Source organism: Leucobacter allii, assembly GCF_022919155.1.
Lineage (GTDB): Bacteria > Actinomycetota > Actinomycetes > Actinomycetales > Microbacteriaceae > Leucobacter > Leucobacter allii.
Genome location: NZ_CP095045.1, coordinates 2,869,432 through 2,895,020, shown reverse-complemented (window position 1 = coordinate 2,895,020; position 25,589 = coordinate 2,869,432). Strand labels below are relative to the sequence as shown.

The 25,589-nt window shown below is 73.0% G+C and carries 23 protein-coding genes and 2 pseudogenes; 20 read left to right on the top strand and 5 right to left on the bottom strand.

What is annotated here, in order from left to right; all coding sequences use genetic code 11:
• Positions 1–12: 12 nt before the first annotated feature.
• On the bottom strand, positions 13–1,149 hold the full coding sequence (locus MUN78_RS13370) for an FAD-dependent oxidoreductase (protein ID WP_244690628.1): 1,137 nt from the start codon (positions 1,147–1,149) through the stop codon (positions 13–15).
• Between MUN78_RS13370 and MUN78_RS16835 the strand changes: the two are divergent.
• Positions 1,120–1,608: pseudogene (locus MUN78_RS16835) on the top strand (DUF6389 family protein); the annotation flags it as partial. The gene MUN78_RS13370 and the pseudogene MUN78_RS16835 overlap by 30 nt on opposite strands.
• Before the next feature lie 62 nt (positions 1,609–1,670).
• Here the strand turns inward: MUN78_RS16835 and MUN78_RS13365 are convergent.
• Positions 1,671–3,539, bottom strand: a complete 1,869-nt coding sequence (locus MUN78_RS13365) for an FAD/NAD(P)-binding protein (protein ID WP_244727055.1) — start codon at positions 3,537–3,539, stop codon at positions 1,671–1,673.
• A 176-nt stretch (positions 3,540–3,715) separates the two neighbouring features.
• Between MUN78_RS13365 and MUN78_RS13360 the strand changes: the two genes are divergently transcribed.
• From MUN78_RS13360 to MUN78_RS13335, 6 genes are all read left to right on the top strand, one after another.
• Positions 3,716–4,864 carry an ABC transporter substrate-binding protein gene (locus tag MUN78_RS13360; protein ID WP_244690623.1) on the top strand — a complete coding sequence of 383 codons (1,149 nt, stop codon included), beginning with the start codon at positions 3,716–3,718 and terminating at the stop codon, positions 4,862–4,864.
• A gap of 64 nt (positions 4,865–4,928) precedes the next feature.
• Positions 4,929–6,857, top strand: coding sequence for an ABC transporter permease (locus tag MUN78_RS13355; RefSeq protein WP_244690621.1), 1,929 nt, complete (start codon positions 4,929–4,931; stop codon positions 6,855–6,857).
• Entirely contained in the window at positions 6,854–7,696 is an 843-nt protein-coding gene (locus tag MUN78_RS13350) for an ABC transporter ATP-binding protein (protein ID WP_244690619.1), read from the top strand. The genes MUN78_RS13355 and MUN78_RS13350 overlap by 4 nt, the downstream gene beginning before the upstream one ends.
• Positions 7,689–8,426 (top strand): ABC transporter ATP-binding protein, encoded by a 738-nt coding sequence (locus tag MUN78_RS13345; RefSeq protein WP_244727053.1) that lies wholly within the window; start codon positions 7,689–7,691, stop codon positions 8,424–8,426. The genes MUN78_RS13350 and MUN78_RS13345 overlap by 8 nt, the downstream gene beginning before the upstream one ends.
• Positions 8,423–8,950 carry a carboxymuconolactone decarboxylase family protein gene (locus MUN78_RS13340; protein WP_244690615.1) on the top strand — a complete coding sequence of 176 codons (528 nt, stop codon included), beginning with the start codon at positions 8,423–8,425 and terminating at the stop codon, positions 8,948–8,950. The genes MUN78_RS13345 and MUN78_RS13340 overlap by 4 nt, the downstream gene beginning before the upstream one ends.
• Positions 8,947–9,570 (top strand): peroxidase-related enzyme, encoded by a 624-nt coding sequence (locus MUN78_RS13335; RefSeq protein WP_244727051.1) that lies wholly within the window; start codon positions 8,947–8,949, stop codon positions 9,568–9,570. Before MUN78_RS13340 ends, MUN78_RS13335 begins: the two co-directional genes overlap by 4 nt.
• Positions 9,571–9,606: 36 nt before the next feature.
• On the opposite strand, the gene MUN78_RS13330 is transcribed toward MUN78_RS13335, so the two are convergent.
• On the bottom strand, positions 9,607–10,374 hold the full coding sequence (locus MUN78_RS13330) for a helix-turn-helix domain-containing protein (RefSeq protein WP_244727050.1): 768 nt from the start codon (positions 10,372–10,374) through the stop codon (positions 9,607–9,609).
• A gap of 202 nt (positions 10,375–10,576) precedes the next feature.
• On the opposite strand from MUN78_RS13330, the gene MUN78_RS13325 reads away from it, so the two are divergent.
• Positions 10,577–11,080: a VOC family protein gene (locus MUN78_RS13325; RefSeq protein ID WP_244727048.1), complete on the top strand. Its 504-nt coding sequence runs from the start codon at positions 10,577–10,579 to the stop codon at positions 11,078–11,080.
• A 218-nt stretch (positions 11,081–11,298) separates the two neighbouring features.
• Here MUN78_RS13325 and MUN78_RS13320 read toward each other — a convergent pair whose 3' ends face one another.
• Entirely contained in the window at positions 11,299–11,853 is a 555-nt protein-coding gene (locus tag MUN78_RS13320; RefSeq protein ID WP_244727046.1) for a helix-turn-helix domain-containing protein, read from the bottom strand.
• 67 nt (positions 11,854–11,920) lie between these two features.
• Here MUN78_RS13320 and MUN78_RS13315 point away from each other — a divergent pair, with 67 nt between their 5' ends.
• The 5 genes from MUN78_RS13315 to MUN78_RS13295 all read left to right on the top strand — a co-directional run bounded on the left by MUN78_RS13315 (position 11,921) and on the right by MUN78_RS13295 (position 16,971).
• On the top strand, positions 11,921–13,690 hold the full coding sequence (locus tag MUN78_RS13315) for an SAM-dependent methyltransferase (RefSeq protein ID WP_244727044.1): 1,770 nt from the start codon (positions 11,921–11,923) through the stop codon (positions 13,688–13,690).
• A 121-nt stretch (positions 13,691–13,811) separates the two neighbouring features.
• The gene (locus tag MUN78_RS13310) at positions 13,812–14,396 is read left to right on the top strand and encodes a SipW-dependent-type signal peptide-containing protein (RefSeq protein ID WP_244727042.1); all 585 of its coding nucleotides are present in this window, start codon (positions 13,812–13,814) and stop codon (positions 14,394–14,396) included.
• 10 nt (positions 14,397–14,406) lie between these two features.
• Positions 14,407–15,045 carry a SipW-dependent-type signal peptide-containing protein gene (locus MUN78_RS13305; RefSeq protein WP_244727040.1) on the top strand — a complete coding sequence of 213 codons (639 nt, stop codon included), beginning with the start codon at positions 14,407–14,409 and terminating at the stop codon, positions 15,043–15,045.
• Between the two features lie 49 nt (positions 15,046–15,094).
• A complete protein-coding gene (locus tag MUN78_RS13300; protein WP_244727038.1) occupies positions 15,095–16,411 on the top strand; it encodes a signal peptidase I in 1,317 nt (438 codons plus the stop codon).
• The gene (locus tag MUN78_RS13295) at positions 16,408–16,971 is read left to right on the top strand and encodes a hypothetical protein (protein ID WP_244727036.1); all 564 of its coding nucleotides are present in this window, start codon (positions 16,408–16,410) and stop codon (positions 16,969–16,971) included. Before MUN78_RS13300 ends, MUN78_RS13295 begins: the two co-directional genes overlap by 4 nt.
• A 67-nt stretch (positions 16,972–17,038) precedes the next feature.
• Here MUN78_RS13295 and aspS read toward each other — a convergent pair whose 3' ends face one another.
• Complete coding sequence (aspS, locus tag MUN78_RS13290; RefSeq protein ID WP_244730095.1) at positions 17,039–18,367, bottom strand: aspartate--tRNA(Asn) ligase; 1,329 nt, start codon at positions 18,365–18,367, stop codon at positions 17,039–17,041.
• Between the two features lie 118 nt (positions 18,368–18,485).
• Between aspS and MUN78_RS13285 the strand changes: the two genes are divergently transcribed.
• From MUN78_RS13285 to MUN78_RS13260, 7 genes and pseudogenes are all read left to right on the top strand, one after another.
• Positions 18,486–19,349: a MurR/RpiR family transcriptional regulator gene (locus MUN78_RS13285; RefSeq protein WP_244727034.1), complete on the top strand. Its 864-nt coding sequence runs from the start codon at positions 18,486–18,488 to the stop codon at positions 19,347–19,349.
• A 205-nt stretch (positions 19,350–19,554) separates the two neighbouring features.
• Complete coding sequence (locus MUN78_RS13280; RefSeq protein ID WP_244690593.1) at positions 19,555–20,913, top strand: extracellular solute-binding protein; 1,359 nt, start codon at positions 19,555–19,557, stop codon at positions 20,911–20,913.
• Positions 20,914–21,229: 316 nt separating this feature from the next.
• A pseudogene (locus MUN78_RS16830) lies at positions 21,230–21,553 on the top strand (ABC transporter ATP-binding protein); the annotation flags it as partial.
• A gap of 45 nt (positions 21,554–21,598) precedes the next feature.
• Entirely contained in the window at positions 21,599–22,291 is a 693-nt protein-coding gene (locus MUN78_RS16825; RefSeq protein WP_429952331.1) for an ABC transporter ATP-binding protein, read from the top strand.
• Positions 22,292–22,389: 98 nt separating this feature from the next.
• Positions 22,390–23,745 (top strand): extracellular solute-binding protein, encoded by a 1,356-nt coding sequence (locus tag MUN78_RS13270; RefSeq protein ID WP_244727030.1) that lies wholly within the window; start codon positions 22,390–22,392, stop codon positions 23,743–23,745.
• A gap of 51 nt (positions 23,746–23,796) precedes the next feature.
• A complete protein-coding gene (locus MUN78_RS13265) occupies positions 23,797–24,549 on the top strand; it encodes a tyrosine-protein phosphatase (RefSeq protein ID WP_244727028.1) in 753 nt (250 codons plus the stop codon).
• Between the two features lie 79 nt (positions 24,550–24,628).
• Positions 24,629–25,534, top strand: a complete 906-nt coding sequence (locus MUN78_RS13260; protein WP_244727026.1) for a metallophosphoesterase — start codon at positions 24,629–24,631, stop codon at positions 25,532–25,534.
• The last annotated feature ends 55 nt before the right edge of the window (positions 25,535–25,589 follow it).

The window sequence follows — 25,589 nt, the reverse complement described above, 5'->3', positions numbered from 1 at the left end:
CCCCGCCCGTCCTCACCCCTGATGCGCGGCGAGCCGGAACGGCTCGGGCGGCCGGGCGGCCCCCGTCGCCGCGTCCGCGAGCACTCGGCCGATCGCCGGTGTGAACTTGAAACCGTGACCGGAGAAGCCGGCGCCGACGGTGATCGGGCCGACGGTGTCGAGCACGAAGCGGCCCGTCGCCGTCGAGGTGTAGGTGCAGCTGATCTCCTCGGCGCTCTCGGGAACGAGACCGGGGAACCAGTCGGCGACGTAGTCGCGCAGCGCGGCCCGCTGCGCCTCGCTCGCGCGGAAGGGGCGATCGTCGGGATCGACCACGGCGCCCACCTTGTGGAACCCCACCTTCACCCCCTCCCCGGGGCTCGGCATGCCGTAGACGTTGCCGTCGAAGGCGTCGAGATCGTCGGACTCGAGCAGGTGGTTGAACGACGGCCAGACGGTGCCGGCGTCGCGCGGCGCGAAGTGCGCCGGGTGCTCCTCGGTGACGGTGAGCTCGGGCAGCTCCACGAGCCCGGCGAGCAGCGGATCGCTCCAGGCGCCCGCGGTGACCGTGGCGTGCCCCGCGAGGATCTCCCTGACGGCGCCGTCGGCGCCCGTCGCGATGACCCGCACCCCGTCCGCCCCCGGTTCCAGGCCGTGCACGCGCACGCCGTGCTCGATCCGCGCGCCCGCCGCCCTCGCCGCATCGGTGAGGGCGTCGAGCGCGCGGGCCGCCCGCACGACCCCCGCGTCCTCGCTGAGGAGCACCTCGCCCTGGAAGCGCATGCCCGGCCAGCGCGTCGCCGCGGCGTCGGCGCTCAGCAGCGCGATGCTCGCCCCGCGCCGCGCGAGGGCGTCGTGCGCGGCGCCCACGAGCGCGCCGTCGCCGTGCGTCACGAGCCCGTGGAGCCCGAGGAGCTCCGCGCCGGTCGCGGACTCGAGTCCGCGCCACAGCCCCACGGCCTCGTCGAAGAGATCGAGGTAGTGCTCCTCGTCGTAGGCGTTGTTGAGGTTGCGGGTGGACCCGTGCGAGGCGCCCCGGGCGTGGTGCGGCGCGAAGCGCTCGAGCAGCAGCACCCGGGCGCCGCGCCCGGCGAGCTGCCACGCGGCGGCGAGGCCCATGGCCCCGCCGCCCACGACGAGATGGTCGATGCGTTCCGTGCGCGTGCTCATGATCCGGGGGTCTCCTGTCTGCGTGCGGCGGTCCGGGCCGTCCGGGGCGCGCGGTCGTGCTGCCGGGGATACGCTGGGCGCATGGACGCAGCGGCATACCGGGCGGCGGTGGGGGCGGCGCTCGCCGCGGAGTCGCGGCGGGCGGAGGAGCGGCTCGAGCGCTTCGCGGAGGCGGCGCTCGCCGATGACGCCGCCATCGATGGCATCGAGATCGATGTCTTCGTGGGCCAGGACGGCGAGGGGCCGTTCGACGTGTGGGCCAGGTTCCTCGGTCGCGACGCCTTCAGGCTCGACCGCCGCTTCGACGCGGAGCGGCGGCTCTTCGGCGTCGAGTGGGGCGAGCTCGGCTGGGAACCGGCGGTGCCCGCGCGGCCGCGCGGCTGGACGCGCGACGCACTCGCCGAGCAGGTGGCCGCGGCCGTCCAGGAGTGGCTCGAGCCCCTGCTGCCCGCAGCACCCCCGAGGGGTTCTGGGGCCTCGCCGCGCACTGACGCACGGAGCCGGGAGGATGGCGCAGGGGCTCAGGCACGCACCGCCTCCTCGGCCGCATGCGGTGACCCGGCGGCGACCGCGAGCAGCGCGGCCACGGCCGCATCGATCTCCCGCAGCACCGTCGATCGTGCGCCCGGGATCGGCGCGATGATCGTGAAACGGCGCAGCTCCTCGTGCAGCGGGCCCACCGAATGCAGTCCCGGTACGGCCGCGCCCGCGGCGTCGACGAGGGCGCTGGTGTCCGCGGTGATCTCGAGGGCGGGGGCGGCGTCGCCCCCCGCGTCCCACAGCCTCGCGAGGCCCGAGGCCAGCAGTCCGTCGAGGAGCGGATCCGAGATCCGTGTCGGATCCGGAAGGCCGAGATGGGCGTCGACGACCCGGTCGACCGGTGTGCGTCCCCTCGGCGCGGCCCGGCTCGTGGCCACGCGCCCGCGCGGCGTCTCCTCGACGCGGAAGCCCGCTCCGGCGAAACGGACGATCCCCGCCCGATGCGCCGCGAGCAGCTGCTCGACGCGGAAGAGCGGCGGACCGCTCCCGATGAGGCCTGCGATCTCGAGGAAGCGCCGGAGCGCGGGGCGGCTCTCCTCCGTGCATCCGCCGAAATCCGTCACCGGGATGATCGCCGCCCGCGCGGCCTGGTAGACGTGCAGCGCCCGTTTCCAGGGGCTGCCCGAGCCGAGGGCGGCCTCCGCGGCGTCCGCGGCGATGCGTCCCGCGATCTCGGCGTCGAGTGCGTCGGGTTCGGAGGCGGCGCAGGGCGCGGCGACGCGCTCGGGATCGAACCGCTTCGCCGGGTCGGGGATCAGCGCGCGTTCGAGGGCCCGCCAGTCGGGAAGCGCGTCCGCCGCGCATCCCGTCGCGCTCGCCGCATCGAGCGCGTCGAGCAGTGCCGTCGGCTCGACGGCGTAGGCCGACGGTTCGAGCCCGGCGAGTGCGCGGTGGTACTCCGCCGCGGCATCCCGCTCGATGAGCGGCAGCACCTCGCGCGCGAAGTCGACCGGACGACGGGCGACGAGCTCGGGGATCGCGGCGCCGAGGAAATCGAGCCGCGCCGGCGGCGGCACGCGGCCGAAGGCGGGCTTCGCCAGGAACGGCGCGCCGCTGCGCGAACCCGCGATGAGGCGCGGTTCGCGGCCCGACGGGGCGTAGCGGAGGGCGCTGCGCCGACCGGCCTCCGGGTCGGGGGAGTAGACGCCCCCGCGCTCCTCGGTGACGAGCCCGAGCAGATCGGTGAAGCCCATGCCGACTCCGCGCACCGCGACGCGCTCGCCCGGGGCGATCCGCGCGACGGGCTGGTCGATCGGGTTCTCCGAAGGCAGATCGTGGCCGTTTCCCGGATCCCGCGGGAGCCACCCGAGAGCGAGGAGCACGCCGTCGGCGGGGAAGGCTCCCTCGGCGCCGAGCTCCACGCGGAAGCGGCCGTCGACGCGCGAGATCCCCGTCGCGCGGGCGCGGTGCTCGTGAACGCGGACCCCTGCGGGCAGCGCGTCGCGGAAGCGCCCGTACGCCCAGCGCAGGTAGTGCCCGTAGAGCGCCCGCGAGGGGAAGCCCCACGGCGCGGTGCCGCGGGCCAGCCGGCGCATCGCCTCCGGCACGCCCGTGATGGTCCCGGCGGCGACCTCCGCGCACCACTCGGCGAAGTGGGGGCCGGGGAACGGGGCATCGAACGCGAGGGATGGATCGTCGAAGACGGTCGACTGCGCGGGCACGGTGTTCATCACGAGGGAGGCGGGCTGGTCCTCCCGCCAGATCCGGCCCGAGCCCGGGGGGAACGGATCCACGACGTGCACGTCGAGCACGGTCTCGCCGGCGGCGGACCGCAGGCGCGCGGCGAGGCGGCCGAGCGCCGCGGTTCCGCGCACGCCGGCCCCGATGAGCGCGATCGCGGGGGTGGTCACTCCTCGGTTATCCCACGCCGGGTGGCCGCTTGCCAAATTGATTCTCGAGGAACAGCTGTGCTTATATGTCATATTGCTTCATCTTCTCCGAGGATGAGGCGTTCGAATGGGATGCTGTGCATTCACCGGCGAGCAGCTGCGCGTCGCCGACGTTCCCTGATCAGAGGAGTTTCGCCATGTCGTCACGTCTTCGCCGGGCCCTCGCGGCCGGCGCTACCGCAGCGCTCGCGCTCGGCCTCGCCGCCTGCTCGTCCCCGTCGAGCGACGCCGAGGGCGGCAGCGACGAGCCGGTCCGCTTCGGCGTCGCGCTGCCCGACACCGGCAACTCCGCGCAGTACGGCGAGTACTTCCGGCAGGGCCTCGATCTCGCCGCGAGCGAGCTGAACGCCGACGGCGGCATCGACGGCCGCGACGTCGAGCTCGTGTACGAGGACACGCAGGCCGATCCCGCGCAGGCGCCCCAGGTCGCGCAGAAGTTCATCGACGACGCGTCGATCCTGGCGGTGCTCGGGGATTTCGGCACGCCCGCCACGTCCGCCGCGAGCCAGCTGTACCAGGACGCCGGCCTCGTGCAGTTCGCCTTCTCCGCCTCGGGCCCCGACGTCACCGATCCCGGCGACTTCGTCTTCGCGACCTGGGTCTCCCAGGAGTTCGAGGCGCCCCGCCTCGCCGAGTTCGCCGCGGAGACGGGCACCGACGCGGCGGTCTTCTACCACGACACCGATTGGGGGCAGGAGACCTACGGCTTCTTCCAGCAGGGCGAGCAGGAGTACGGGCTGAACGAGGTCTACGCCACGGCGTACGACCCCGAGAGCACCGACTTCCGGCCGCTGCTCCTCGCCGCGCAGAAGACCGACCCCGAGGTCATCGTGCTCATCTCCTACGCGGCCGACGGCGCGCTCATCACGAGCCAGGCGCGCGAGCTCGGCATCGACACGCCGATCGTCGGGATCAGTTCGATCTACAACCAGCAGTTCATCGAGCTCGCCGGCGACGCCGCCGAGGGCGTGCGGACCCTCAGCTACTTCACCCCTGAGAACGACGATCCGGCCGTGCAGCAGTTCATCAGCGATTTCGAGGCGGCCACCGGCGAGCCGACCCCGAGCGACTACGCGATCCGCGCCTACGACGCCCTGTACGCCGTGGCGCAGGGCGCCGAGCGCGCGGACGAGCTCACGCGTCAGGGCCTGCGCGACGCGCTCGACGACGGCGAGCCCTTCACCTCCATCCTCTACGGGGAGTACACCCTGGACGACACGCGCCGCGTGAGCGATGCCGAGCAGTTCCCGCTCGTCATCGCGGACGGCGCCTTCACCATCCAGTAACCCCGCCCATCCCGCGGAGCGGCGCCCTCGCGGGCGCCGCTCGCCGTCCGCCCGGAGTACCACCGTGGATATCCTGCTCGCCGGCCTCGTCGGAGGGAGCGCCTACGCGCTCATCGCCGTCGGGGTCTCCCTCGTGTTCGGGGTGTCGAACATCGTCAACTTCGCGCACGGTGCCGTCTTCGCGATCGGCGCCATGCTCTCCTGGTGGCTCTCGGGCCCCGCGGGACTGCCCATCTGGCTCGTCGCCCCCGCCGTGATCGCGATCACGGGCCTCCTCGGCTGGGCCGTGTACCTCTTGGCGGTCCGCCCGCTGCGGCGCGCCCCTGGGATCGCGGTCCTGCTCGCGACCTTCGCGGTCGGCGTCATCCTCGACAACCTCTCGCTCAAGATCTTCGGCGCGCAGACCCGCCGGCTCGAGAGCGCATTCCCGCGCGACAACTTCGAGCTCTTCGGCTTCCGCTTCGGCACGCTCTCGCTCGTCATCATCGGGGTGAGCCTCGTCTGCGTCGCGGCCCTCGCGTGGCTGCTCGGCCGCACCAAGACCGGTCGCGCGATCCGCGCGACCTCGCAGGACCAGGAGGCCGCGCAGCAGATGGGGATCCCGGTCGAACGGATCCAGGCGCTCTCCTTCGTGATCGCCTCAGCACTCGGCGGGATCGCGGGCCTGCTCGTGGGCATGTACACCTCGAACGTGTCGCCCGGCATGGGCTTCCTCGCGGGGCTCCAGGGCTTCGCCGCGGCGACCATCGGCGGCCTCGGATCCATCGCCGGCGCCGTGATCGGAGGCCTCCTCCTCGGGGTCGCCGAGGCCCTCGGCGTCTCGCTCTGGGGGGACTCGGTGCGGCAGCTCATCACCTTCGGATCGCTTCTGCTGGTGCTCTGGATCAGGCCGGGCGGGCTGCTCGGCCGCGTGCCGAGCATCGCGAGCGAACCGATGACGGGCACCTTCTTCGGGGCGGGCAAACCGCTCCGCCTGCCGCCATGGCTCGGGGTCGCGGCCGCCGCGGTGCTCGCGCTGCTCCCGCTCATCGCGAGCGACTACTTCCTCCGGGCCGGCAGTCAGGTGTGGATCTACGCGCTGTTCGCCCTGTCCATCACGCTCGCCGGCGGCTTCGCCGGTCAGATCGTGCTCGGCCAGGCCGGGGCGCTCGCGATCGGCGCCTACACCTCGGCGATCCTCGTCACGAGATACGACTGGGGGTTCTGGCCGAGCTTCCTCGCCGCCGGGCTCGCGGCCGGCGTGCTGCAGGTGATCCTCACGGCGCCGACGTGGCGGCTGCGGGGCCACTACGTGTCGATGGCGACCCTCGCGGCCGGAGCCTTCGTCGCGGCGCTCGCGCTCAATCTTCCCGAGCTCACCGCAGGGTCCCGCGGGATCTCCGCGATCCCGCGGCCCGAGCTCTTCGGCGTGCGGCTCGGCAGCGCCGACTCCATGTACTGGCTCACACTCGGCCTCCTGCTCGTGGGCGTCGTCCTCGTGCTGCGACTCGGCTCCTCCCGGCTCGGGCGCGTCTGGGCCGCGGTGCGCGAGGACGAGGTCGCCGCAGCGTCCGCCGGCCTGCACCCCGCGTCCTACAAGTCGCTCGCGTTCGGGCTGGGATCCGTGCTCGCCGGCTTCGCCGGTGCGCTCTACGCCGTGCAGGTCACGTTCATCGAACCGAAGCAGTTCGACGTGTCGCTGTCGGTCCTCGCCGTGACGATCGCGATCCTCGGCGGGCTCCGCACGCCGCTCGGGGCCATCGTCGGAGCCGCCGTGCTGGTCGGCGTCCCCGAGCTCTTCCGCCCGCTCGCGGACTGGCGCCTCCTGCTCTACGGCGTGCTGCTGCTCGCGCTCATCCTGCTCCGTCCGCAGGGCGTGTGGGCCGATTCCCCGTGGCTGCGCGAGCGCTGGGCGCGCCTGCGCGGCCGCCCGAGCGAGCGCGACCCCGTGCACGTCGGGGATGCGGCCGCCGGCGGCTCCGACTCCGCCGTCGTGGCAGGGGGCGAGCGATGACGGGTGCACCGCTGCTGCAGGTGCGGGGCGTCTCGAAGCGCTTCGGCGGGCTCACCGTCGTCGACGAGGTGAGCTTCGCGATCGCCCCGGGCGAGGTGCTCAGCATCATCGGGCCGAACGGCTCGGGCAAGACGAGCACGCTGAACATCGTGAGCGGCGTGCTCGCGGCGGACGCCGGGTCGGTCGAACTCGCCGGCGAGCGTCTCACGGGCCGCAAGCCTCATCAGATCGCCCGCCTCGGGCTCACCCGCACCTTCCAGAACGGTCGCGTCATCGGCAACCTCACCGTCCGCGAGAACGTGCGGGTCGGTCTCGACGGGCTCGGGCAGCGGCGTTCCCGGCTGCGCGAGATCCCTGGCGCGCGGTGGATTCCGCTGCTCGGAGAGACGCTCGCCGCGCTCTTCGCCCCGCGGGGCGCGCGGGACGCCGCGGACGCGGACGCGGTCGACCGGCAGCTCGCCCGCTTCGGCGAGCGACTCGCGCCGCGCCGCGACCGTTACGCCTTCACCCTCTCCTACGCGAACCGGCGCCGCACCGAGATCGCCCGCGCGCTCGTCGCCGAGCCGCGGATCCTCGTCCTCGACGAGCCGACCGCCGGCATGAACCAGACGGAGACCGCGGAGGTCCTCGCCCAACTGCTCGAGCTCAAGGCCCACGGGCAGACGATGCTCCTCGTCGAGCACAAGCTCGATCTCGTGATGACCCTGTCCGATCGCGTCGTCGTGCTCGACGAGGGGCGGATCATCGCCGCAGGCACGCCGGCCGAGGTGCGCCGCGACCCCCGGGTGATCGAGGCCTACCTCGGCACCGCCTTCGCGAAGGAGCATCCGCATGACTGAGCTGCGACTCGAAGGGGTGTCCGTCTCCTACGGGCCGAGCCCCGCGCTCATCGGGGTCGATCTGCAGGTCGGATCCGGGGAGATCGTCTCGCTGCTGGGCGGCAACGCCTCGGGGAAGTCGACGACGATGAAGACGATCCTCGGGCTGAAGCGACCCGATGCGGGGCGCATCCTCTGGGACGGCGAGGACATCGCCCAGTGGTCGACCGCCAGGCGCGTGCGCGCCGGGATCGCCTCAGTGCCGGAAGCGCGGCGCGTCTTCCCCGACATGACCGTCGAGGACAATCTGCTCACCGGCGCACACACCCGCAGGGACGGGGAGGTGCGGCGGACTCTCGCCGAGGTCTACGCCTTCTTCCCGCGGCTGCAGGAGCGCCGCACGCAGCGCGCGGGCAGCATGTCGGGCGGAGAGCAGCAGATGCTCGCGTTCGGGCGCGCGCTCATGAGCCGACCGCGGCTGATCTGCATGGACGAGCCGACCATGGGCCTCGCCCCCATCATCGTGGAGCAGGTGCTCGCGCGCATCGCGGAGCTCAACCGGGAGCTCGGGGTGTCCGTGCTCATGGTCGAGCAGAACGCCGAGCTCGCGCTCTCCATCGCGTCGCGCGGATACGTGCTGCGGACCGGCGAGGTCGTGCTCGCGGGACCGGCGGCCGAACTCGCCGCCGACCCGGCCATCCAGGAGGCCTATCTCGGCCGCGGACTCGACGAGGAAGGAAGCGCCGCATGACGACGCAGGACACATTGGGGACCCTCGCGGGGCTCGACCGGGAGGCGTCGGAGCGCCTCAGGGGCCACCGGCCCGCGGTCACGGAGGCCGCCGAGGCGAGCCTGCACGCGCTGTTCGACGTGCCCGAAGACGACGAAGCGCCCGGTCTCGACCGTCGCCTGCGTCTCGTCGCGGCGGCCCGCGCTGCACACGTCGACGGCTCCGACGCGGTCGCCGCCTTCTACGCCGAGCAGCTGCTCGAGGAGGCGGACGACGTCGACGCCCCCGGGCTCGCCGAGCTCGTGACCGGGGGCGCGGACGGCGAGGCCGGGCGGGCGGCGGGCCGAGCCGAGCGCGCGCTGCTGCGCCACGTCGACCTCCTCGTACAGCGTCCGGCCGCGGCCACCTCCGACGACCTCGACGCGCTCGCGGCCGCGGGCTGGGGGGTCGTCGAGATCGTCGTGCTCTCCCAGATCGTCTCGTTCGTCACCTATCAGACCCGCGTCGTCGCGGGTCTGGCCGTCCTGCAGGAGGCCTCGGCATGAGCGGTCACTTCACGATGGAGGAGCGGGCCTGGCACGCATGGATCGAGCCGGCGGGACCCGACACGGCGAGCGCCGGGCAGCGCGAGGCCTACGAGACGAGCGTGTGGCCGAACTCGCCGTACTTCCGGCTGCTCGCGTGGCATCCGGCATCGCTGTCGGCCCGCACCTCGCTGGACCGGGCCGTCTTCCTCTCGCGGCAGGGGCTCCCGCGCGGCGACCGCGAGCTCGCGGCGACCGTCGCCTCCCGGGTCAACGGCTGCGAACTGTGCGCGAGCGTGCACGCCCGCTTCACGGCGACCTTCTCGAAGGACGCCGAGACGGTCGCGCGGCTGCTGCACGAGGGGCCGGAGACCGAGCTCGAGGGGCGGGCGCGAGCCATCGTCGACGCCGCCGCGGCGCTCACGCGCAGTCCGAGCGCGTTCGGCGCGCATCACGTGCGCGCTCTGCGCGCCGCCGGGCTCGACGATGCGGACATCGCCGACGTCATCCAGGCGACCGCGTTCTTCGCGTGGGCGAACCGGCTGATGCTCAGCCTCGGCGCCCCGGCGGCGCCGGCTGGCGAGGACGCCGAGGCGCTCGCCGATCAGCGCGCGAACGACGCGGCGGCCGCGGCCACCTGACGGTCGCCGCGCGCTCGCCGAGGATCGCCTCGGGGCTCAGCCGGCCGCGCGGCTCCGCGGTTCGGTTCGGTCCGTCGGTTCGGCCCGGCTCGTCGGTGCGGCCCGGCTCGGCCCCGGGACGGATGCCCGGTAGGCGCTCGGGGTGACCCCCATGACGGCCTTGAAATCGGTGGTGAAGTGCGCGTGGCCGGCGTAGCCGAGCTCGCTCGCGAGCCGGGAGATGCCGAGTTCGGGATCCCCGCGGAGCCGTTCGGCCGCCTCCTGCAGCCGGCGCCTGCGGATCATCGCGTGCAGCGGGATCCCGAACCAGCGCTCGGCGAGGCGCTGCAGCGAGCGCGTCGAGACGTGGAGCCGCCGTTCGAGCTGGTCGACCCGGGTGACGGCGGGATCCGCGAGGACCTCGGCGAGCGCGTTCGCGAGTGCGGCGTCGCCGCCGGGGGAGGGGACGGGGACGACGGCGAGGATCCATCGCGCGACGGCCTCCGCGGCCCGCGCGCGCCGCTCCGCGCCCGGACGCGCCTCCGTCATCGCCGCGACGACCGCCGCGTGCAGCCCGGGGGCGTCGACGGGGCGCTCGGCATCGCGGAGGGCCGGTATCGCGCCCAGCCCCAGGGTCTCGGCGATCGGCAGCGCGGCCGCCGGTCGCAGGAGCGCGCCGACCGCCCAGCCGCGGCCCGCGAGCACCCGTTCCGAGCGCCTGGTCGCCGGCCCGGCGAACGCGGCGCCGTCGGGATCGACGACCAGATTGCAGGCCGGGAACGGCAGCAGCTGCTGCGCGGACGCGACGCCCGGGGGAGATCCCACTCCGGGATCCAGAACCAGCGGACCGCGTGCGCGAGGGCGGCGTCCGCCGGGATCCGGTGGAACTCCGGGAGGCGCTCCGGGTGCAGCACGCCCCGCCGATCCTCGTCCATCGCCGCCCCTCTCCGCGCTTCCCTGCACTTCTCCGCGCGTCTTGGCGCGAATTCGCAAGCGCCGCCCGCACGCCAGATCCTAGGCTGGCGGCATGAACGACTCCGCATCCCGCGCCGCGAACGGCGCGCACACCACGAACGGCATGCCCCACGGCTCGACCTCGCTGACCCCTTTCCTCGCGATCCCGGGCGCGGGCGAGGCGATCGCGTTCTACCGCGACGTCTTCGGCGCCCGCGTCGTCGACGTCACGGAGATGGGCGGCGCGGTCGTCCACGCCGAACTCGACTTCGGCACGGGGCACCTGCAGCTCGGCGAGCCGATGCCCGACTACCATCTCGTCCCCGCCCCGGCGGGCGACGACGACTGCTACTCGATGGGGCTGTACGTCGCCGACGTCGACGCGGTCGTCGAGCGGGCCGTCGCGGCCGGGGCGACCGTCCGCGAAGCGCCGAGCGACTTCGTCTCGGGCGATCGCTTCGCGAGCCTCCGCGATCCCTTCGGCGTGCGGTGGTCGGTGATGACCCGCGTCGAGGATCTCTCCGAGGAGGAGAGCGCCGCGCGCGTGCGCGAGTGGGCGAAGTCCTTCGAAGGGTGACGCGGCTCGCGGCTCCGCGCGCGAGGCTTCGGTGAGGGATGTGGCTTCGGTGAGACGGGGATCGAGGATCCGGGCTCACCGAAGCCGCATCCCCGACGCACGCTGCCGACACAGCCCCGACGCACGCTGCCGCCACAGCCCCGCGGCGCCAAAACACCAAGACGCCGCGGCCCCGCGGCGTCAAAGAACCCCGCGGCCCCGCAGGCGCGCCGCGCTCCTCAGCCCGCGGGCGAGTGCAGGTGCAGCCGTTCGCCGACGGAGTTGAAGATGCTGATCACCTCGGCGGGCCGTGACCCCTCGGCGCGCATGCTGTGCGGCGTGGTGGTGTCGAACTCGGCCGCCTCGCCGCGGCCGAGCACCAGCTGCTGCTCCCCGAGCACGAGCCGGAGCCTGCCCGAGAGGACGTAGAGCCAGTCGTGCCCCTCATGGGTCCGCGGCTCGCGCTCGGGGGCGTCGGGGTGGTAGGTGATCTTGTACGCGCGCACCTCCGAGGCCTCCCGGGTGAGCGGCGCGACGGTCATGCCGTCGCGACAGGTGGCCGGGCGGCGGACGCGCGGATCCTCCTCCCGCGGCCCGAGCAGATCGTCGACGCGGATCCCGAGCTGCCGGGTGAGCGGGAGCAGCAGCTCGAGGCTCGCCTGCCGCTTGCCCGATTCGAGGCGGGAGAGCGTGCTCACCGACATGCCGGCGCGACCGGCGAGCTCCTCGAGCGTCCAGCCGCGCTCCTGCCGGGCGGTGCGCAGCCGCGGGCCCAATCGCTCGAGTTCTTCCATCGGACACTCCTTGCCAATATTGCAAACCGTCTTGCAATTATCGCATAGCGCTGGCGATCATGGGAGCATGCACCAGCACCCATACGAAGCCATCGTCATCGGCGGCGGGGCCGCCGGCCTGAGCGCGGCGCAGTCGCTCGGCCGCGCCCTACGCCGCACCCTCGTCATCGATTCGGGCTCGCCCCGCAACCGGTTCGCCTCCCACATGCACAACGCCCTCGGGCTCGACGGCACGCCCCCCGAGGAGCTGCTCGCCCGCGGTCGCGTCGAGGCCGAGCGCTACGGCGCAACCATCCGATCGGGCACGGTGCGCACCGTGCGCGACGCACCCGGCAGGCACGGCGAGGAGCCCGCCGATCCCGGGGCGCTCCTCGAGGTGGTCCTCGAGGGCGGGGAGGTGCTCGCGACGCGCGCGCTCGTCGTCGCCACGGGCGTGGCGGATGTGCTCCCCGAGATCCCGGGTCTCGCCGAGCGCTGGGGCGCGACGGTGCTGCACTGCCCGTACTGCCACGGCTGGGAGGTGCGCGGCGCGAGGATCGCGGTCGTGACCACCTCGCCGCTCGGGCTGCACCAGGCCAAGCTGCTGCGGCAGTGGAGCGACCGGGTGACCGTCTTCACGGCCGGTCTGCTCGGTCCCGAGGGGAGCGCGCTTGACGCCGAGAGCGAGCGCGGCCTCCGCGCGCGCGGCGTGCGCCTCGTGTCCGAGCCCGTCGTCGAGATCCTCGGCGAGCCCGCGGACGACGCGGGGAGGGCGGGGCCCGTGACGGCCGTGCGCACCGCCGACGGGCGCGAGCACCCGGTCGACGCCGTCTTCACGATGGGCCGCATGGCCCCGCGCGACGGCTTCCTCGAGGGCGTCGGCGTCGCCCGAGCCGAGACCCCCGTCGGCGCGTTCCCCGAGCTCGACCCGATGGGGCGCACGAGCCACCCGCGGATCTGGGTCGCGGGCAATGCCGCGAGTCCCGCGGCCTCCGTGCCGATGGTGATGGGCGCAGGCACCTTCGCCGGCGCCGCGGTCAACGCGGCGCTCGTCGACGAGGATCTCGCGCTCGCCGCCCGGCGGCTCGCGACGGGAGCGTCGGAGTCGTCGGAGTCGCCGGATGACACGCCGATGGCGCCTCAAGCGACCCACCGGCACGGCGGGCGACCCGCCGGCGGGGCCTCGGCGAACGGGGGCGCCGCGGGGGCCGACCCGATGGCGGTCGACCCGGCGGAGGATCCGCGCGACTTCTGGGAGCGGCGCTACGGCGACGCCGGCCCGGTGTGGTCCGGTCGCGTGAACACGGCGCTCGCCGAGGTCGTCGCGGCCTGGGACGACGCGGCCGGGCGCGCGCTCGACCTCGGCTGCGGGGAGGGCGGCGATGCGATCTGGCTGGCCGAGCGCGGCTGGCGGGCGACGGGCCTGGACCTCTCCGAGACGGCCGTCGCCCGCGCCCGCGCCGCGGCGGCGGCGCGCGGGGCAGACGGTGCGGAGTTCCGCGCGACGGATCTCGGCGCCTGGGCGGAGGCGGATCCCGGTGACGAGGCCTACGAGCTCGTCGCGGCGAGCTTCCTCCAATCTCCCGTCGCGCTGCCGCGGGAGACGATCCTCCGGGCGGCGTCGGCCCGGGTCGCTCCGGGCGGGCGGATCGTGGTGATCTCGCATGCGGCGCCCCCGTCGTGGGCGAGCGGGCATCCCGGGCCGTTCCCGTCCCCCGATTCCGAGCTCGCGGCCCTCGCGCTCGATCCGGCTCAGTGGGCGGTCGAGGTCGCCGAGGTGCGACGTCGCGACGCCGCCGCGCCCGACGGTTCCCCCGCCACGCTCGAGGACACCGTGGTGGTGGCGCGCCGGAAGTGAAGAGGCATCACTCTGGGAGTATCCAATCATAAAGCAATGAAAAATCTTTGATTGCTGCCCCGGCGTCCCGTACGATGTCGATAACTGCGGTCGGGGGGATCGCGGAGTGAGGGGAACCACCATGGATCAGCGAATCAGCACGGCCTCGACGGACGCGAATCGGCGCGTCTGGACGAAGGCACGGGCGATGCTCGCGGGCGGGCTCGTCCTCGGCGTGGGCGCCGCCATCACGCTGGCGGCCTGGACGGATCAGGAATGGGCGACCGGCGTGTTCAGCTCTGGCAGCTTCGGGATCCAGGGCTCCGCGAACGGCGGTGCGTTCACGGACCACCCGGACGAGGCGAGTGCCGCGACGCTCTCCTTCGCCGTCGGCGCGGACGAGCTCGCCCCCGATGATGCCGTGTACGCGTCGTTCGGGGTGCAGCTCATCGCGGGCTCGACCAACGAGGGCGACGTCACCGTCACCACCGACACCGCCGATGCGATCGCCGGCACCTCAGCGAGCTTCGTCTACACGACCTCCGCCACGTGCTCCGAGGCCGCGTATGCCGCGGGTACCGACGAGAACGTGACGAACTTCACGCTCACCGCGCCGACGACCCCCGTGTACCTGTGCCTGCGGGTGACGGCCGACGACACGCTGCCGCAGGGCGCGGACGGCTCGATCACCTGGACCTTCGACGCGGTCTCGGGCGACTCCATCTAGGGGCCGGGCGATGGCACGCCGCAGCGCGAGATCGCCCGCCCACGGTCGGCGAGCGGCGCTCGGGCGCTTCACGAGGCTCCGAGCGCTCCTCGCGGGAGCGCTCGTACTCGGGGTGGGCGGTACGGTGACGCTCGCGGCCTGGACGGACAGCGAGACCGCACGAGGGAGCTTCGCCGCAAGCGTCTTCGGCATCGAGGGATCAACGGACGGCACGAACTACGCGGAGCACCCCGCGACCGGCGCGGCCGCGCTCAACTTTACGGTCGCCGCCGGCGCGATGTCCCCGGGGACGACGGTGCACTCGCGCTTCCTCGTGCGCACCACCTCCCCGACGACGGTGAGCGGCACCGCGATGCTCGGCGGCGCGACGGTGGGAGGGACGGGGCTCGGCGCCTCGCTCCGCTACGGAGCGAGCGTGATCCCCGCCGCGAGCGCCTGCACCGCGGCGACGTTCGCGCAGGGCACGGTGATCGTGCCGGCGGGCAGTGCGCTCACCGCGGGAGCCTCGGCATCGCAGCCGCTCGTGGCGGGCGGTGCCGCCGCGGTGGCCTACTGCTTCCAGGTGACGCTTCCCGCGGGCACCCCGAACTCGGTGCAGGGACAGACCGGGACGGCGACCTGGACGATCACGGCGACCTCGAGCTCCTGAACGGTGGTTCTTGGGCTCGGGCTTCGCCGGGATGCGAACGGGGGATGAGATGACGCAGCCACGGCGTACGGGCAGGGCGATCGGCAACGCCCTGCTCAACCTCGCCGCGCTCGGCGGTGTCGTCTGCATCGTGCTCGTGATCCTCTCCGTCCTCTTCCACATCTCGCTCATCATGTTCAAGACCGGGTCGATGTCCCCCACGATCCCCGCGGGCTCCGTGGCGATCGTCCGCGAGATCCCGGCGACGGAGATCGAAGTGGGCGATGTCGTCACCGTCGACCGCGCCGGTGCGCTGCCGGTCACCCACCGAGTGACCTCCGTCTCCGGCTCGGGGGAGACCCGCATCGTGACGATGCGGGGCGACGCGAACGCGGCCGAGGATCCGACGCCCTACACCGTGTCCGAGGTGCGCCGCGTGCTCTTCACGGTGCCCGAGCTCGCGCGGGTCGTCGTCTGGTTCTCGAATCCCTGGGTGCTCGGCGCGCTCACCATCGGTGCCTCGATCCTCGTGACCTGGGCCTTCTGGCCGCGTGGGCCGCGGGGTCCGAAGGACTCGCGAGGTCCGAGGGGCTCGCGGCCGGATGCGGGCGTCGCGGCCGGCGGTGCGCGCCGCAGCGCCGACGGCGGTGGAGCGGGCGCCGACGCGACGGTGTCCGACCCCCGGCATGGAGGCCGGTCGGCCGCGCGGACGCTGCTCCTGGCGCTGCTGCTGGGGACGGGCGCTCCGGCCGTCGCGCCCGCGCCGCCTGCCGAGGCATCGCCCGTGATGCGGGAGCCGGCCGCGGCGGAGGAGATCCAGGTCGTGCACGGCGATGTGCTCGTGCTGACCTCGATCGGCGACCCCGCCGCGATGGCGAGGATGGACCCCGGTGAGCCCGTGCGCTGGCAGGTCGGGGTGCGTGCCGAGGCGCCCGAGCCCGGAGCGGTCGTTGTGTCCCTCGAGGCGAGCGGAACCGACAGGCTCGGGCTCTCGGCAGACGTCCGCGGGTGCAGCGCGCGCTGGGTCGCCGATGCGTGCCCGGGCATCGAGACCGCGCTCGCTCCCCCCGGCCTCGTCGACGTCACCGGCGCATCGGTGCCGCTCGCGTCGATCCGCGACACCGAGGAGCTCTGGGTCCTCGTCACGGCGACCGCGACCGCGGGAGCGCCCGGCTCCGTCGCGCTCACGATCCGGGCGGCCGGAGCGGGCGACGACATCGCGGTCGGCCCGGGCGGGCCCATCGGCACGATCCCGATCACCGGGGGACCCGATCTCATCCCGGCCCTGTGGCTCGGCATCGGGGCCGTCGCCGCAGGGCTCGCTGCCGCCGGTCTCGCGCGTGCCGCCCGCGCGCTGCCGAGAGGCGGGAAGGCGGTGGTCCCGTGAGTCCGAACCGGTCGGGGACCCGGGCGGGCCGAGCGCGCCGCCGGCGCAGGATCGCCGCGATCTGCGCGGCGGCGGCGATCTGCGCGGCGATCGCCGCGCCGCGCCCGGAGTCCACGCAGGCTGCCTGGACCGACGCCGAGGCCGGCACCGGGAGCTTCGCCGCGATCACCGTGCCTGCGCCGGCGGATGGCGGCAGCTGTGTCATCGTCGGCTCGCTCCTGAACCTCCTCGGCTCGTCGTTGAGCCTGAAGTGGAAGCTCCCCGCGGGATACACGATCGACAATATCCGGATCGGATACACGGGGTCCAACGGGCTCGTCCCAGTGGTCGACACCTTGCTCGGAACCAATCTGAAGACGACGGAGTCCTCGGGAACATACACGACCACGCTCACGGGAGCACTGCTCAACGCGGCGCTCGGTGCCACCCGAGTGCTCTCCGTGCAGACGGTGCATGCGAGCGGCTGGGTGTCGGATGCCCGAACGGTCACTGGTGTCTGGCCGATACTCTCGCTCGGTACGGCCACATGTACGGTCACCACGACCCCGAAGCCGAACTGAGCAGCCTTGAGAGCACCACGGCGCCCCGTCGCAGCTGCGACGGGGCGCCGTGGTCGGGATCCCGAAACTACGGCAGCAGGCGGTTCGGCCCGCGGAAGAGGTAGGTCACCTCGCGGATCGAGGACTGCTGCAGCATGAGCATGAGCACGCGGTTGAGCCCCATGCCGAAGCCGCCGTGCGGGGGTACGCCGTAGCGGAAGAAGTCGAGGTAGAACGACAGCTCCGCGGGGTCCATGCCCTTCTCGACGGCCTGGGCCTCGAGCACCTCGATGCGGTGCTCGCGCTGCGCGCCCGTGGAGATCTCCGTGCCGTTGTAGATGAGGTCGTAGCTGTTGGTGAGCTGCGGGTTCTCGGGGTGGCGCATGTGGTAGAACGGGCGGATCGACGCGTCGTAGTCGGTGAGGAAGACGAAGTCGCTGCCGTACTTCTGCTTGACGTGCGCGGCGATGCGGCGCTCGCCCTCGGGGTCCATGTCGGCGTCGGCGCGCGGCACCTCGTAGCCCTCGGCCTTGACGATCTCCTTCGCCTCGGCGAGGGGGATGCGCGGGAACGGGCGCGCGGGCACCTCGAGCTCGACGCCGAAGTGCTTCAGGATCTCCTCGCCGTGCCGCTCCTTGACCGCGGCGACGCCGGCGACGATGAGCTCCTCGTGCAGCTCCATGACGTCCAGGTGCGAGTCGATCCAGCTCAGCTCGGTATCGATCGAGGTGAACTCGGTCGCGTGGCGCGAGGTGAAGGACGGGTCGGCGCGGAAGGCCGGGCCGACCTCGAAGATGCCGCCGAAGCCGGCGGCCTGCGCCATCTGCTTGAAGAACTGCGGGCTCTGCGCGAGGAACGCCGTGCCGTCGAAGTAGTCGACCTCGAAGAGCTCGGCGCGCGACTCGGAGGCCGAGGCCATGAGCTTCGGGGTCTGGATCTCGATGAAGCCGCGATCGATCCACACCTGCCGCAGGGCGTGCAGGAAGGTCGTCTGCACCTGGAAGACGAGGTGCTGCTCGGGGCGGCGCAGATCGAGGAAGCGCCAGTCGAGCCGCACGTCGATGCCCGAGTCCTCCGCGACCGGGTTGTCGGGCAGGGCGCGGGTGACGACCTCGATCTCGTCGATCTGGATCTCGACGCCTCCGAGCTTCACGCGCTCGTTGTGCTGCAACTCGCCCGACACGGTGATGAAGGTGCCGTGGGTGAGCTCCGAGATGGTCTGCGTGCGCGGCACGAGGATGTCGGAGCGCGGGTTCTCGGGATCCGGCTCGCGCAGCACGCCGCCGTTGACGAGCTGCACCGCGCCGGACTCGTCGCGCAGCACGACGAACTGCACGTACCGCTGGTCGCGCACCTTCTCGACCCAGCCGGAGACACGTACGGGGCCGTCTGCGCGGGCGGCCAGGTCCTTGATCAATACACGCTCAGTCACCCGCACAGTCTAGCCGTCGCGCGGGGCTCCGCCCGCACCCGCCGCTCGCACCCTCCGCGCGGCCGTAACCTCCCGGCCACCTGACGGTGTGAGCATCGAAGGCATGACCTCGACGATCTCCCCGCCGCTCGGCGGCACGCGCGCGATGCTGCAGTCCCTCGTCCCCTCGCTCGTGCCCAGCGAGCGCCGCGTCGCGCAGGCCTGCATCGACGATCCCCGCTTCGTGGCGGCGGCATCCGTCGCCGAGCTCGCGGCCCGCGCGGGCGTCTCGCCCGCGACGGTCGTCCGGGCCTGCCAGCGGATGGGCTTCGGGGGATTCCAGCGCTTGCGCGAACTGCTGATCCGCGACCAGGCGATGCCACAGGACGGCCCCGTCCCCGCCGCATTCGAGCACCCGCTCGAGGGCGTCTTCAGCCGCGCGATCGAGGGGATCCGCGGCGCGCTCGGCGCCCTCGACCTCGCGGCATTCGACGCCGCGGCGGGCCGGATCAGGGAGTGCGGCCGCCTCCTCGTGGTCGGCAACGGCGCCTCGCTCGCCGCCGCGCAGTCCGTCGGGCTGCACTTCCTCACGAGCGGGAAGGTCTGCGAGAGCCCCGTGGACATCATTTCGCAGCACATCTCGGCGAAGCTGCTGAAGCCCGGCGACGTCTGCCTCGCCGTCAGCGACAGCGGCATGAACAACTTCACGCTGCGCTCCGCGGTGCTCGCGAAGGAGGCCGGCGCCGTCGTCGTCGCCATCACGAGCTACGGCAAGTCGGAGCTCGCGGAGCTCTCCGACTACCCCCTCGTCGCGGGCGCGGATTTCCACCGCTGGAACGACAGCACGGTCACGGGCAACATCGTCCAGATGCTCCTGCTCTCCGCGCTGCACGCCGCGGCGCTCGGCACGCTGCCGACCGCCATCGCCGCGCGGGCAGAGGTCTACGACGAGGTGCGCATGATGGTCGCGCAGCCCGACCGCGCCTGAGACGCCGCGGAGCGGCCGTGCGCAGGGGAACCGGGTGTTCGCGAAGGCGGTCCCCTCCGTTCGCCGCGCGGCCCCCGGCGGTTCACCCGCGTCGCCCACGCTGAGTACGAGCGGTTCCCCGGATCACCGGATCCAGGAAACGCCGTTTCGCGGAGTCGGAGACCGACACCGCGCCGCTCACGACCGTGAAAGGACCATCCCTCACATGCGCATGCGCCGCCTGATAGCCACCGCCGCGATCACCGCGATCGCCGGCCTGCCCCTGGTCGCCTGCACGCAGGCCGCCACCGCGACCGGCTCCTCCCCCGAGGGGGTCGTGCCGGAGCTCGCGGACGACGAGCAGGTCGAGATCGTCTTCGAGTCCTACAACCTCACCCAGGCCGGCCCCTGGACCGACACCGTCGAGCAGCTGCTCGCCGAGTTCGAGGAGGAGCACCCCAACATCACCGTCACCGCGCAGCCGCCCCAGGGCGGCGCAGTCGACGACATCGTCTCGAGCGTGCAGACCCAGCTGCTCGCGGGCGACCCGCCCGACGTCGCGCAGCTCGGCTTCGGCCAGCTCGACTTCGCGGTGAACCAGCTCGGCGCCAAGCCGCTCAACGAGATCGTCGGCGACGAGGCGGTCGAGGAGCACTTCGGGGGCGAGCACCCCTACCACCCGAAGGCCAAGGTGCTCGGCGACTGGGAGGGGCAGACCGTCGCGATGCCCTACGTCTTCTCCACGCCGATGCTGTTCGTGAACCGCACGATGCTCGAGGAGGCCGGGGTGCCGGCCGACGCCGACCTGTCGACGTGGGACGCGGTCGAGGAGGCCGGGGCCCGGGTCTCGGCGATGACCGGCAAGCCCTCGGTCGACGTCGCCTGCTTCTACCCGAGCGGCGAGTGGTGCCTGCAGGCGCTCATCCTCTCCAACGGCGGAGACGTCATCTCGGAGGATCGGCAGACGATCGAGTACGGCTCGGACGCAGCCGTGGGCGCGGTCGACCGCTTCGCCGAGATGTACGAGTCCGGCGTGCTGCGCAACGCCGACGCCCAGGCGCACAACGAGGGGCTCGCCAAGGGCGACGTCGCCTTCCTGCTCCAGAGCGCGGCGCTGCAGGGCGCGCTGATCCAGGCCTCGGACGCCGGCGGCTGGGAGCTCGACGCGGTCGGCCTGCCCGCCTTCGACGGCGCGGGGGAGTCGGTCCCCGTGAACTCGGGATCGGCGCTCTACGTCTTCAGCGAGGACCCGGCGAAGCAGCGCGCCGCCTGGGAGCTCATCTCCTTCCTCACGAGCGACCGCGCCTTCGAGCTCATCACGAGCCAGATCGGCTACCTCCCGCTGCGACCCGCGCTGACGGAGGAGGGCGGCGTGCTGCACGACTGGGCCGCGTCCATCCCCATGGTGCAGCCGAACCTCGATCAGCTCGACCGGATGGAGCCCGCGCGCTCCTTCCCGGGCAACAGCTACGCGCAGATCACCGACCTCTACGTCGGCGCCGCGGAGGAGTCGATCTTCTACGGCAAGCCGGCCTCCGAGACGATGCCGGCCGCCCAGGAACGGGCCCAGGCGCTCGTGCCCTGAGCGCCGTCGAGCGATGCCCCCGACGGGCGTCGCCGCCCTCGGGCGGCGGCGCCCGTCCGTCGTCATCCGGGCCGGGACGGTGAACGAGGTGTTCGCGCACCCGGCTCCCGCCGTTCCTCGGGCCGTCTCCTGCGGTTCATCTCGGCGGCCCACGCTGGAGGCAGATCGTTTCTTGAACGCAGGAGACGAGGAAACGCAATTACCTGGGAGGTATCCGGTGGCCCGGCTCGTACTCGATCAGATCACCCGCGCGTTCGGCGACGTCACCGCCGTCGATCGCATCTCGCTCGATGTCGCGGACGGCGATTTCCTGGTGCTGCTCGGGCCCTCCGGGTGCGGGAAGACGACGCTGCTGCGCATGATCGCCGGCCTGCTCGAGCCGACGGACGGTTCGATCAGGATCGGCGAGACCGACATCACGGGTCTCCCGGCCCGCAAGCGCGACCTCGCCATGGTCTTCCAGAGCTACGCGCTCTACCCGCACCTGAGCGTGGAGAAGAACCTCGCCTTCCCGCTGAAGGTCCAGAAGACGCCGAAGGCCGAGATCGCCGAGCGCGTCCGAGCGGCTGCCGAGTCCGTCGAGATCGCGCACCTGCTCGATCGCAAGCCGAAGGAGCTCTCCGGCGGCCAGCGCCAGCGCGTCGCCGTGGCGCGCGCCCTCGTGCGCGAGCCGCGGGCCTTCCTCATGGACGAGCCGCTCTCGAACCTCGACGCGAAGCTGCGCACCGCCACCCGTCAGGAGCTCGCCGCGCTGCACCGCAAGCTCGGGGCCACCTTCGTCTACGTCACCCACGATCAGGTGGAGGCCATGACGATGGCGACGAAGATCGCGCTGCTCAACGCCGGCAGGCTCGAGCAGTACGGCACGCCCGAGGAGCTCTACGACGCGCCGAGCTCGGTCTTCGCCGCCGGCTTCCTCGGCTCGCCCGCGATGAACCTCATGGAGGCGACGCTCACCACCACGGACGGCCGGGTGTCGGTCTTCGCCCCCGGGCTCGAGGCCGTGCTGTGGGCGGGCGCGACGCCCGACCGCGAGGTCGTGGCGGGGGTGCGGCCGGAGCACCTGAGCATCCACGCCGGCGGGGCTCCCGAGGCGGTGCCGACGGCCGGCATCGCCCTGCGGGGCGCGGTGGCGCTCGTCGAGAACCTCGGCCGCGAGCAGCTGGTGCACTGCACGATCGGGGAGCACCGCGTCACGGTGTCCTGCGACCGCGCGACGCGGTGGACGGTCGGCGAGCTCGTCGTGCTCGCCGCCCCGGCCGAGCGCGTGCATCTCTTCGACCGCGCGAGCGGGCGCCGTCTCGAGTGGGTCGAGGACGACGCGCTCGCCGCCGCGGAATCCGATCCCGGACGCGCCGCGGCGCCGCAGCCCGCCTGATCCCGACCGCACCCGCCCCGCCGTCGTCCCGACCGCCGCCAGCATCCCGAACCCCGCCTGCACCCGAACCCCGCCCGCATCCCGAAAGGATCACCCGCATGCGCACGAGACGCCTCGCCGCCGCCGCTTCCCTGGCCGCCCTGGCCGCGCTCACCCTCGCCTCCTGCACCCCCGGCGCCGCCGCGAGCGAGACCGCCGCCGCGATCGCGCCCGAACTCGGCGACGATCAGCGGGTCGAGATCGTCTTCGAGAGCTACAACCTCTCCCAGGCCGGAGCCTGGACCGACACGGTGCAGCAGCTCATCGCCGAGTTCGAGGCGGCGCACCCGAACATCTCGGTGACGGGCCAGGCGCCGCAGGGCACGAGCGCCGCGAACAGCAGCTACACGAGCAGCGTGCAGACCCAGCTGCTCGCCGGCGACCCGCCCGACGTCGCCCAGCTCACCTTCGACTCACTCGAATTCGCGGCCACCCAGCTCGGCGCGAAGCCCCTGTCCGACATCGTGAGCGCCGAGGAGCTCGAGGCGGCCTTCGGCGGCGAGCATCCGATGCACCCGAACGCGCGCGTCCTCGCCGACTGGGACGGCAAGACCATCGGCATGCCGTACGTCTTCTCCACGCCCGTGCTCTTCTTCAACGCCGATGCGCTCGCGGCGGCGGGGATCGAGGATCCCGACTTCAGCACCTGGGATTCCGTCGAGGCGATCGCGCAGCAGGTGACGGCCGCGACGGGCAAGCCCTCCCTCGACGTGAACTGCGTCGTCACCGGCGGCAACTGGTGCATGCAGGGACTGTTCCGCTCGAACGGCGCCCAGGTGCTCTCGGACGACCGCAGCACCATCGAGTTCGGCTCCGAGCAGGCCGTCGACACGGTCGAGCGCTTCGCGCGGATGACGGAGGACGGGGTGCTGCGCAACGTGGACGCGGCCGCCCAGATGGAAGGGCTCGCCAAGGGCGACGTCGCGATGGTCCTCACCACCTCGGCGGTGCAGGGGATGCTGCTGCAGGGCGCCGAGGCCGGCGGCTGGACGCTGGACGCGGCCGCGATGCCCGGATTCGGCGACGCGGAGGCCGTGCCGACGAACTCGGGCTCCGCGCTCTTCGTGCTCAGCGAGGATCCCGCCGAGCAGCGGGCGAGCTGGGAGTTCATCGAGTTCATGACGAGCGATCGCGCCTACGAGCTCATCACCAGCCAGATCGGCTACCTGCCGCTGCGCCCCTCGCTCACCGAGGAGGGCGGCGCGCTCGCGGACTGGCTCGCGGCCAACCCCCTCGCCCAGCCGAACCTCGACCAGCTCGACCGGCTGGAGCCCTGGGTCTCCTACCCGGGCAACAGCTACGCCCAGGTCGACGAGCTCCTCGCAGAGGCCATCGAGAACGTGGTCTTCTACGGCGAGCCCGCCGAGGAGACGATGCGCGACGCCGCCGAGCGAGCCCAGGCCCTCATCGAGTGAGCCCTGGCCCGCTCGGCACCATCTCCCGCACCGAACAGTAAGGAACACACCATGGAATCGCTCGCCTCGAGCGCTCGGGCCGGCGCACGGATCCCGATCGCCGGAACCTACAACCTCCGCAGCGCGGCAGGCTACCCCGCGGTCTCCGGCGCGATCCGCCCCGGGAGCCTCTTCCGCTCGGACGCCCTGCACCGCGTCGACGCCGACGGCGCACGCGAGCTCGCCGCGCAGGGGATCGTGCGCATCGTGGATCTGCGCGACGACGCGGAACTCGGCCGCGCCCCGAGCGCCGTGCCTCCGGCGCTCGTGGAAACGGTGCATCACCCGATCTTCGCGGGCGCCGCGATCCCGCAGATCGGCGCGGCGCCGTCGCTCGCGGAGATCTACCGCAGCATCGCGACGGACCGCGTGGTCGCGCTCACGGGAGCCGTGCGGCGCATCGCCGACGCGCCCGAGGGCGGCGTGCTCGTGAACTGCACCGCGGGCAAGGACCGCACCGGTATGGTCATCGCCACCACGCTGAGCGTCGTGGGAGTGCCCCGCGAGCAGATCGTCGCCGACTACGTCGCGAGCGAGACGCATCTCGCGGGGGAGTGGGCCGAGGCGATGCTCGCGAGCTTCACCGCTCAGCACGGCGTGGCCCCGGAGAGCGTGCGGGAGCTCGTCGCGTCGAGCCCCGCCGCGCTCATCGCCGAGGCGCTCGACCTCATCGAGGAGCTGCACGGCGGCGCCGAGCGGATGCTCCTCGCCCACGGCTTCGACGCGGCCGCGCTCGCGCGGCTCCGCGATCGCCTCGTCGGCTGAGCCGCGGCGCCCGCCTCCTCAGCGCACCCGTCCACCCGCTCACTCCAGACCCCCACCGCACACCGAAAGGACTCCTCTCATGTCGGCATCGCAGCACCCGCCCGTCGAGCACTTCATCCTCCACCTCAGCGACACCCATTTCGTCGGCGGCACCGAGCTGCTGCACGGCTCCGTCGACAGCGACGCGAACCTCAAGAAGCTCTTCCGCGACTTCGCCGAGACGCAGGCGCGGCCCGAGGCGATCGTCTTCACGGGCGACCTCGCCGACACGGGCGACGCCGACGCCTACGACCGGCTGCGCGCGCTCGTCGAACCGGCGGCCGCCGCGATCGGCGCCGAGGTGATCTGGGTCATGGGCAACCACGACACCCGCACGCCCTTCCGCTCGCAGCTCCTCGACTCCGATGCGGGGGAGGAGAGCGTGGACTACGTCACGGAGATCAACGGTCTGCGCATCATCGCGCTCGACTCCACCGTCCCGGGCTCGCACCACGGCGAGATCACGGACGAGCAGTACGCGTGGCTCGCCGACGTACTCGCGACCCCGGCGCCGCACGGCAGCATCATCGCGCTCCATCACCCGCCGGTGCCGTCCCTGCTCGAGCCCATCGAGTTCGTCGAGCTGCGGGAGCAGTCCCGCTTCGCCGAGGCGATCCGCGGCACCGATGTGCGGGCGGTGCTCGGCGGGCACCTGCACTTCAACACCTTCAGCGAGATCGGCGGCGTGCCCGTGTCGGTGGCCTCCGCGACCTGCTACACCCAGGATCTCAACGTCAAGGCGGGCGGGATGCGCGGGCAGAACGGCGCGCAGGGCTTCAACCTCGTGCACGTCTACGACGACCGGGTCATGCACACCGTCGTCCCGATCGGCGAGTTCTCGACCGTCTACGAGGTCACCGCCGAGCAGATGGCCGCCTTCGCGCAGCTCTCGCTCGAGGAGGCCAACGCCGCGCTCAGCGCCACCGCCGAGCCCGCCCTCGCCTGACCCGATGCCGGGGCCCGGCGGACGCCGGGCCCCGGACCCCGAGCAGAACGGACCC